This is a genomic window from Actinomyces sp. ICM39 (assembly GCF_000282935.1).
Classification (GTDB): Bacteria; Actinomycetota; Actinomycetes; order Actinomycetales; family Actinomycetaceae; genus Pauljensenia; species Pauljensenia odontolytica_B.
In genome coordinates, this window is record NZ_ALCB01000142.1 from 1 (window position 1) to 6,975 (window position 6,975).

At 64.3% G+C, this 6,975-nt stretch carries 10 protein-coding genes; all 10 read right to left on the bottom strand.

The genetic code is table 11. The features are described 5' to 3' along the window. Window positions 1-142: 142 nt before the first annotated feature. Window positions 143-634: a 30S ribosomal protein S9 gene (rpsI, locus tag HMPREF1137_RS09330; RefSeq protein ID WP_009054763.1), complete on the bottom strand. Its 492-nt coding sequence runs from the start codon at window positions 632-634 to the stop codon at window positions 143-145. Window positions 635-672: 38 nt separating this feature from the next. After that, a complete protein-coding gene (gene rplM, locus HMPREF1137_RS09335; protein ID WP_009054754.1) occupies window positions 673-1,116 on the bottom strand; it encodes a 50S ribosomal protein L13 in 444 nt (147 codons plus the stop codon). Between the two features lie 203 nt (window positions 1,117-1,319). Further along, window positions 1,320-2,228, bottom strand: a complete 909-nt coding sequence (locus HMPREF1137_RS09340) for a tRNA pseudouridine synthase A (protein ID WP_009054752.1) — start codon at window positions 2,226-2,228, stop codon at window positions 1,320-1,322. Further along, window positions 2,225-2,974 carry an ROK family protein gene (locus tag HMPREF1137_RS09345; protein ID WP_034497671.1) on the bottom strand — a complete coding sequence of 250 codons (750 nt, stop codon included), beginning with the start codon at window positions 2,972-2,974 and terminating at the stop codon, window positions 2,225-2,227. Before HMPREF1137_RS09345 ends, HMPREF1137_RS09340 begins: the two co-directional genes overlap by 4 nt. Window positions 2,975-3,059: 85 nt before the next feature. Then, the gene (rplQ, locus tag HMPREF1137_RS09350) at window positions 3,060-3,629 is read right to left on the bottom strand and encodes a 50S ribosomal protein L17 (RefSeq protein WP_009054767.1); all 570 of its coding nucleotides are present in this window, start codon (window positions 3,627-3,629) and stop codon (window positions 3,060-3,062) included. 43 nt (window positions 3,630-3,672) lie between these two features. Beyond that, complete coding sequence (locus HMPREF1137_RS09355) at window positions 3,673-4,668, bottom strand: DNA-directed RNA polymerase subunit alpha (protein WP_009054765.1); 996 nt, start codon at window positions 4,666-4,668, stop codon at window positions 3,673-3,675. 124 nt (window positions 4,669-4,792) lie between these two features. Then, complete coding sequence (gene rpsK, locus HMPREF1137_RS09360; protein ID WP_003790556.1) at window positions 4,793-5,203, bottom strand: 30S ribosomal protein S11; 411 nt, start codon at window positions 5,201-5,203, stop codon at window positions 4,793-4,795. 61 nt (window positions 5,204-5,264) lie between these two features. After that, a complete protein-coding gene (rpsM, locus tag HMPREF1137_RS09365; protein WP_005872704.1) occupies window positions 5,265-5,639 on the bottom strand; it encodes a 30S ribosomal protein S13 in 375 nt (124 codons plus the stop codon). A 148-nt stretch (window positions 5,640-5,787) separates the two neighbouring features. Further along, entirely contained in the window at window positions 5,788-5,901 is a 114-nt protein-coding gene (rpmJ, locus tag HMPREF1137_RS09370; RefSeq protein ID WP_003790577.1) for a 50S ribosomal protein L36, read from the bottom strand. A 40-nt stretch (window positions 5,902-5,941) separates the two neighbouring features. Continuing rightward, entirely contained in the window at window positions 5,942-6,163 is a 222-nt protein-coding gene (gene infA, locus HMPREF1137_RS09375; RefSeq protein ID WP_003790580.1) for a translation initiation factor IF-1, read from the bottom strand. Window positions 6,164-6,975 lie beyond the last annotated feature (812 nt).

Here is a 6,975-nt window from a genome sequence, read left to right on the forward strand (position 1 = left end):
CCTCCGACGCCCGCAACACCCGTGGGGCCGCAAGCAAGGCCTAGTGTCCTATAACCCCACATCGCGGTACGCGCAGGAGAGCATACGAAGGCCGCGCCCCGCAGGAGCGGGACGCGGCCAACAGAAAATGTGCTGAGTGAAATCAGCGCTTCGAGAACTGCGAAGCCTTGCGGGCCTTCTTGAGGCCTGCCTTCTTACGCTCGGTGGCGCGGGCATCGCGGGTCAGGAAGCCAGCCTTCTTGAGGGCCGGACGGTTCGCGTCGCGGTCGATCTCGTTGAGGGCGCGCGACACGCCGAGGCGCAGGGCGCCGGCCTGGCCGGAAACGCCGCCGCCGTTGATGCGGGCGATGACGTCGAAGCGGCCGTCAATGTCGAGCAGCACGAAGGGGGACTTCACCAGCTGCTGGTGCAGCTTGTTGGGGAAGTAGTCCTCAAGGGTGCGACCGTTGATGGTCCACTTGCCGGAGCCGGGGACCAGGCGAACGCGGGCGACGGCCTCCTTGCGGCGGCCCAGGCCCGCGCCGGGCGCGGTGATGGACTGACCGGCGCCGGCGGGAGCCGACTCGGTCTCGGACGTGTAGGAGCTGGGGACGACTTCCTCGTCCAGCTCAGCGGAAACGATGGTCTCAGCCACGGTTCTCCTCAGGGTCAAAGGCGTTCAGCGACCAGAGGTCACTGAGCCACCTGGGTCAGTTCGTAGGGAACCGGCGACTGGCCGGCGTGGGGGTGCTCCGGGCCAGCGTAAACGTGCAGCTTCTTGAACTGCGCGCGGCCGAGGGAGTTGTGAGGAAGCATGCCCTTAACGGCCTTCTCGACGGCGCGCTCAGGCGTCGCGGCGAGGAGGTCACGGTAAGCGGTCGCGGTCAGGCCACCGGGACGACCGGAGTGACGGTAGGCCATCTTCTGGTCGAGCTTCTTGCCGGTCAGAGCGACCTTGTCCGCGTTGATGATGATGACGTAGTCGCCCATGTCCATGTGAGGGGCGAACGTCGGCTTGTGCTTCCCACGGAGGAGGGCAGCGGTCTGGGCTGCCAGGCGACCGAGGACGACATCGGTGGCGTCAATGACGTACCACTTCTTGTCCGCGTCCCCAGGCTTGGGTGAATAGGTGCGCACGGGCGTAACCTTCAATTCTTGTTGGTCATGGGACGCCGCGCCGGTTTTTCCGGGGGCATCCGCGATGAAACGGTTCGCGCGAGGCGTCGGCGAGCGCTCCTAGCGAGTGGGAGACACTAGGTACTCTGCTGACGCACAGCACTAGCCATATTATCTGCGCTCAGCCCGGCGGTCAAAGCGCGGCGAATACTGTGTCACATTCCTCAGCCGTCGTCGCCGCAGCATGTGTCGCGCCTGGCCCGAGCCTGCTCGGCCCGCGCGCCCCACTGCGAGGGATCAGGATACGCCACACCCTCAAGGGTGAGTCCGTGTGCGGGGGCGATCGGCGCTGCCTCGGAGCGGGACCGGGCCCGCAGGATCTGCGTAGGGTAGTCGACGTCGCGTGCGCCCGAGCCCACCAGGAGCAGCGCCCCCACCAGGGAGCGGACCATCGAGTGGCAGAACGCATCCGCCTCGACTCGGAAGACGAGGGTTCCCTCGGCGTCACGCGCGGAGCGCAGGGTACGCAGGGTCCGGATCGTCGTGGCCCCCTCGCGCGGACGACAGAACCCGAGGAAGTCGTGTTCCCCGAGGAGGGCAGCCCCTGCCTCGTTCATGGCAGCCTCGTCGAGGGGCTCTTCGACCCAGAGGCGATCCCAGCGCCCGAGGGGCTCGGGGCGATCGGAGACCCGGTAGGCGTAGGAGCGGCCGAGGGCGGAGAAACGCGCGTCGAAACTGCGGTCGACGATGACGGCCGAGTAGATGCGCACGTCGCAGGTCCCGCGCGCAGCAGCAAGGTCGCGGCCACGAGCGCGTTCGCCGTAGCGGCCGGAGAGAATCTTGTTGAGTCGGCGGACAATCGCCGAGGCCACGGCCTGTTCGTCGGACTCCCCTCCCCTGGGCGACAGTCGCGCCCAGGCGGCCTCGGAAATGTCCGCGTGACAGACCTGGTGACGCGCATGAACCCCCGCGTCGGTACGACCGGCGACCGTCGTCGTGATTTCTTCACGCGAGGCCATGGCCAGCGCTGCCTCGACCTCACCCTGGACGGTACGCAGGCCCGGCTGAGCGGCCCAGCCACGAAAGTCGGTGCCGTCGTAGCCCAGGTCGAGGCGCAGGCGCCGCGCGCTCACAGCTCCCACGCCCGAACTCCGCCGATGATGCCAGCGTCGTTGGGCACGACGATGACGTCATCGCCCATGAGGCGCAGGTTCGAGGCCGTGATGCGCTTGGAGTTGCCGCCGCCCAAGTAGAGGCGGTCCCACATGTACATGGGGCGCAGGCCATCCACGACGCGACGGACACGGCGCGACCAATGAACGTCGCCCAGACGCAGGCGCTCGTGCTCGCCGATGTAGTCGTCGTATGTCAGGCCCCAGCGAACAGGTCCCTGAGAGACCTCGACGTGGGGTGCCAGCTGGCCGCCGTCAAACACCGCGTTACCGAGGCCTGTTCCCAGGGTGATGATCATTTCGAGACCGCGCCCCGTAATGGCCCCAGCGCCGGCAACCTCCGCGTCGTTCAAGACCTTGGTGGGCAGGCCGAGGGCCCCTTCGATCGCGCGGCCCATGTCAAAGTGGTCCCACCGCTCGACCAGCTCGGGCAGCACGCGCGAGCGCGGCCCATCGCGGGTGATGTAGTGAGGGGTCGCGATGACAACACCGTGGCGGATCATGCCCGGCATACCCATCGTCACTCGCGTCGCCGTGGGAAGCTCACGCGCGAGGCCAATAACGGTTTCCACGAGAAGCTCGGGAGGTAGGGGATACGGGGTCGGAACCCTGCGAGGCGGGGCCATCATGGTGCCGCGCTCATCCACGACGGAGCCCTTAATGCCACCGCCGCCGCAGTCAATCGCCAACGTCATCTCACGAGTCATGGCTTCAGGCTACCGGATACGGCAAGGGCCGGACACTCCTTACGGAATGTCCGGCCCAGTGCTCGAGTTGATCAGTGACTCACGGTCACTTCTCGTCGGCGACCTGCTCGGCGGCGTCTGCAGCCTTGCCGGCCTCCTCGGCGATTTCCTCGGCCTCGTTGGCCTTGGCGAGATCGCCTTCCTCGCGAGCCTCTTCGGCGCGCTCGGCGGCAGCCTCGGCAGCCTTCTCGGCCTCTTCGGCGACGGCCTTGGCGGCGGTCTTCTCAGCAGCCTTCACGACGGCCTTCTTCTCGACCTTCTCCATGACGAGCTCAATGCGCATCAGGGGAGCGTTGTCGCCCTTGCGGTTGCCGACGCGGATGAGGCGGGTGTAGCCGCCGGCGCGCTCGGAATCCATCGCGGGAACGAGCTCCTCGAAGAGGATCGCGACGGTGCCCTTGTTGGGGATCTTCTTCATGACCGTGCGGCGGGCGTGCTGGTCGCCACGCTTGGCCTTGGTGATGAGCTTCTCGACGTAGGGGCGCAGGGCCTTAGCCTTGGCCTCGGTCGTCGTGATCGCACGGTGTTCGATGAGCTGAGCTGCCAGGTTCGACAGGATCAGCTTCTGGTGTGCCGGGCTACCGCCCAGACGAGCACCCTTCTTGGGGGTGGGCATGAGTTTCTCCTACGGATTCAATGCGTCCATCGGACGCACGGGGTCAGATGGACTGGTCGTCCGAAAAGATCGCGGCGGACTCCGAGTCGCCGAAGCTCGGCATAACCGAGTCCTTCAGCGTCATACCAAGGGCCGCCAGGGACTCCTTGATCTCTTCGATCGACTTGGTGCCGAAGTTGCGGATGTCGAGCAGGTCGGCCTCCGAGTGAGCAACCAGCTCGCCGACGGTCAGAATGCCGCGGCGACGCAGCGCGTTGTAGGAACGCGACTGCAGGTTCAGGTTCTCGATCGGGAGAGCCAGATCGGCTGCGAGGGTGGCGTCGGTGGTGGACGGACCCACCTCGATGCCTTCTGCTTCCTCGTTCAGTTCACGCATGAGGCCGAACAGCTCCACCAGCGTCTTGCCGGCCGAGGCCAGGGCATCGCGCGGGGTGATCGCCGGCTTGGTCTCCACGTCGATGACGAGGCGATCGAAGTCGGTGCGCTGCTCAACACGCGTCGCTTCGACCTTGTAGGTCACCTTGACGACGGGCGAGTAGATCGAATCAATCGGAATGCGAGAGATCTCGGCCTGCGGATCCTTGTTCTGAGCGGCCGACACGTAGCCACGGCCACGCTCGACGGTCAGCTCGATCTCCAGCTTGCCCTTCTCGTTGAGGGTGGCAAGGTGCAGATCGGGGTTGTGGATCTCCACGCCGGCGGGAGGCGTGATGTCGCCGGCGAGAACCTCGCCGGGGCCAGCCTTCCGCAGGTACATGACGACAGGCTCGTCGTTCTCGCTGGACAGGACGATCTGCTTGATGTTCAGGATGATCTCAGCGACATCTTCCTTCACACCTTCGATCGTGCGGAACTCGTGGGGGACGCCATCAATACGGATGGACGTCACCGCTGCACCCGGGATCGAGGACAGGAGGGTACGACGCAGGGAGTTACCCAGCGTGTAGCCGAACCCGGGCTCGAGGGGCTCCAGGGTGAAACGGGAGCGCAGGTCGCTGACCTTTTCTTCGGTCAGGATGGGTCGCTCTGCAATGAGCACGTCTATTCCTTTCTGGCCGGTGCCCGCTATATGACACCGGATATGGGAACCTGCTGAAGCAGGCTAAGGGAGTAAGAACCCGAAGGTTCAGACGTGGGGAGGGCAAAGCCCTCCCGTCCACAAGTCAGCCGCGGCGGCGCTTCGGCGGGCGGGTGCCGTTGAAGGCCTGAGGCGTGACGTCCTGGATCGAACCGATCTCGAGGCCGGCGGCCTGGAGGGAACGGATCGCGGTCTCACGGCCGGAGCCGGGACCCTTCACGAAAACGTCAACCTTCTTCATGCCGTGCTCCTGGGCGCGACGAGCCGCAGCCTCGGCCGCGAGCTGCGCGGCGAAGGGGGTGGACTTACGCGAACCCTTGAAGCCAACCTGGCCGGAGGACGCCCAGGCGACAACCGCGCCCGTGGGGTCCGTGAGGGAAACGATGGTGTTGTTGAACGTCGACTTGATGTAGGCGTGGCCGTTGGTGACGTTCTTCGAAATCTTGCGACGCGGCTTGCGGGCACCGCCCGAGCGCGAGGTCTTTGCTGCTGCCATTTCTGGTTCAGTTCCTTCTTGTCGCGGAAAGCTACCCCGAGGGGATGCGCTCTCCTAGGCCTTACTTGGCCTTCTTCTTGCCTGCAACGGTGCGCTTGGGGCCCTTGCGGGTACGCGCGTTGGTCTTGGTGCGCTGACCGTGGACCGGCAGGCCACGACGGTGACGAAGGCCCTGGTACGAACCGATTTCGATCTTGCGACGAATGTCGGCCTGAACCTCACGGCGGAGGTCACCCTCAACCTTGAAGTTTGCCTCAATGTAGTCACGAAGCTTAACGAGTTCCTCTTCCGTCGCGTCCTTCACGCGAGTGTCCGGGCTGACGCCGGTGGCGGCGAGGGTCTCTGCCGCGCGGGTGCGGCCGACTCCGTAGATGTATGTGAGCGCGATCTCGAGCCGCTTCTCGCGGGGGAGGTCGACGCCGGCAATACGTGCCATGGTGATGTTGCTCCAGTTGTTCATCGGAGGTCGTCATCGCTCAGTCCGGGCGAGCAGCCCGGCCTCGGCCTCCGAACCGAGGGTCACCCACGGGTGGGTGCTTAGAGTGATGCTGTGGGGCTTGGTGCCCCGCGGGTCGCAGCGGGTCTCAGCCCTGGCGCTGCTTGTGCCTGGGGTTGTCGCAGATGACCATGACGTTGCCGTGGCGACGAATCACCTTGCACTTGTCACAGATCTTCTTGACACTCGGCTTGACCTTCATGGTTGTTACCTCCACTGCCCGTCGGGCAGTTCGTGTCGGGTCACTTGTAGCGGTAGACGATACGGCCTCGGGAGAGGTCGTAGGGGCTCAGCTCGACGACAACTCGATCCTCGGGCAGGATGCGGATGTAGTGCTGACGCATCTTTCCCGCAATGTGGCCGAGAACCACGTGGCCATTCTTCAGTTCCACACGGAACATCGCGTTAGGCAGGGCCTCAACGACCGTGCCTTCCATCTCAATGACGCCGTCTTTCTTCGCCATATCCTCCGTTTATCCTCTACATGTCTCGGATAGGTTGCGGCGGATGCCGCTAGGCATAGTGCACCGACGAATGCCGGATGCAGATACGCCCAAGGAACTACTCTACGGCATTCACGCCCGTCGGCGGTAGTCAGGGTCCCTGTCGGTTCGCTCACGTTTAATGCGTCACATTTCATCGAAACGCCGCCACAGTCTGTCTTCTATCGACGAGGCCGCGCCAGTACACCGCGCACTGCAGACCATTCGCCACCGGCGTGAGGATCTGCTGGACCACAGCGGGATCAGAGCGCGCTCACAGAGCAATCGCCCGGCCTCACCAAACAAAAGTCGCACATAATTTCCCTCGGTCATTTTTCGAGAACTGCTCAAAACGTTGCAATTCCAACGCTATGATTTCAAGCTTTGGAGTAGTCACGGGGGAATTACGTGCGACATTTCCAAGGAACCATGCGCACGACCGTTCCCATACCCCACGCAAGACCAGACCGTGAGCATGACACCACTGAGCAACAAGACTCAACGCGGTTCCACCCGCATATGAAGTTGTAGCCCCGGCCACCCATACACATCCGGATAGGTAAGGAACATCCGGATAGGAACCGAACATCCGGATAGCTTAATAACCTATCCGGATGCGCATAACCTATCCGGATGCGCATAACCTATCCAGATGCGCGCAACCTATCCGGATAAGCCCAGGCAGAGGGTACACCAAGGCCCGGAGGGCCTACTGCTGCTCCCGGGTGCGGTAGGAGGGCCTGTCAGCCAACACACACCGCGCCACCAGTGTGGAGGGTGCCGACGGGCCTGCA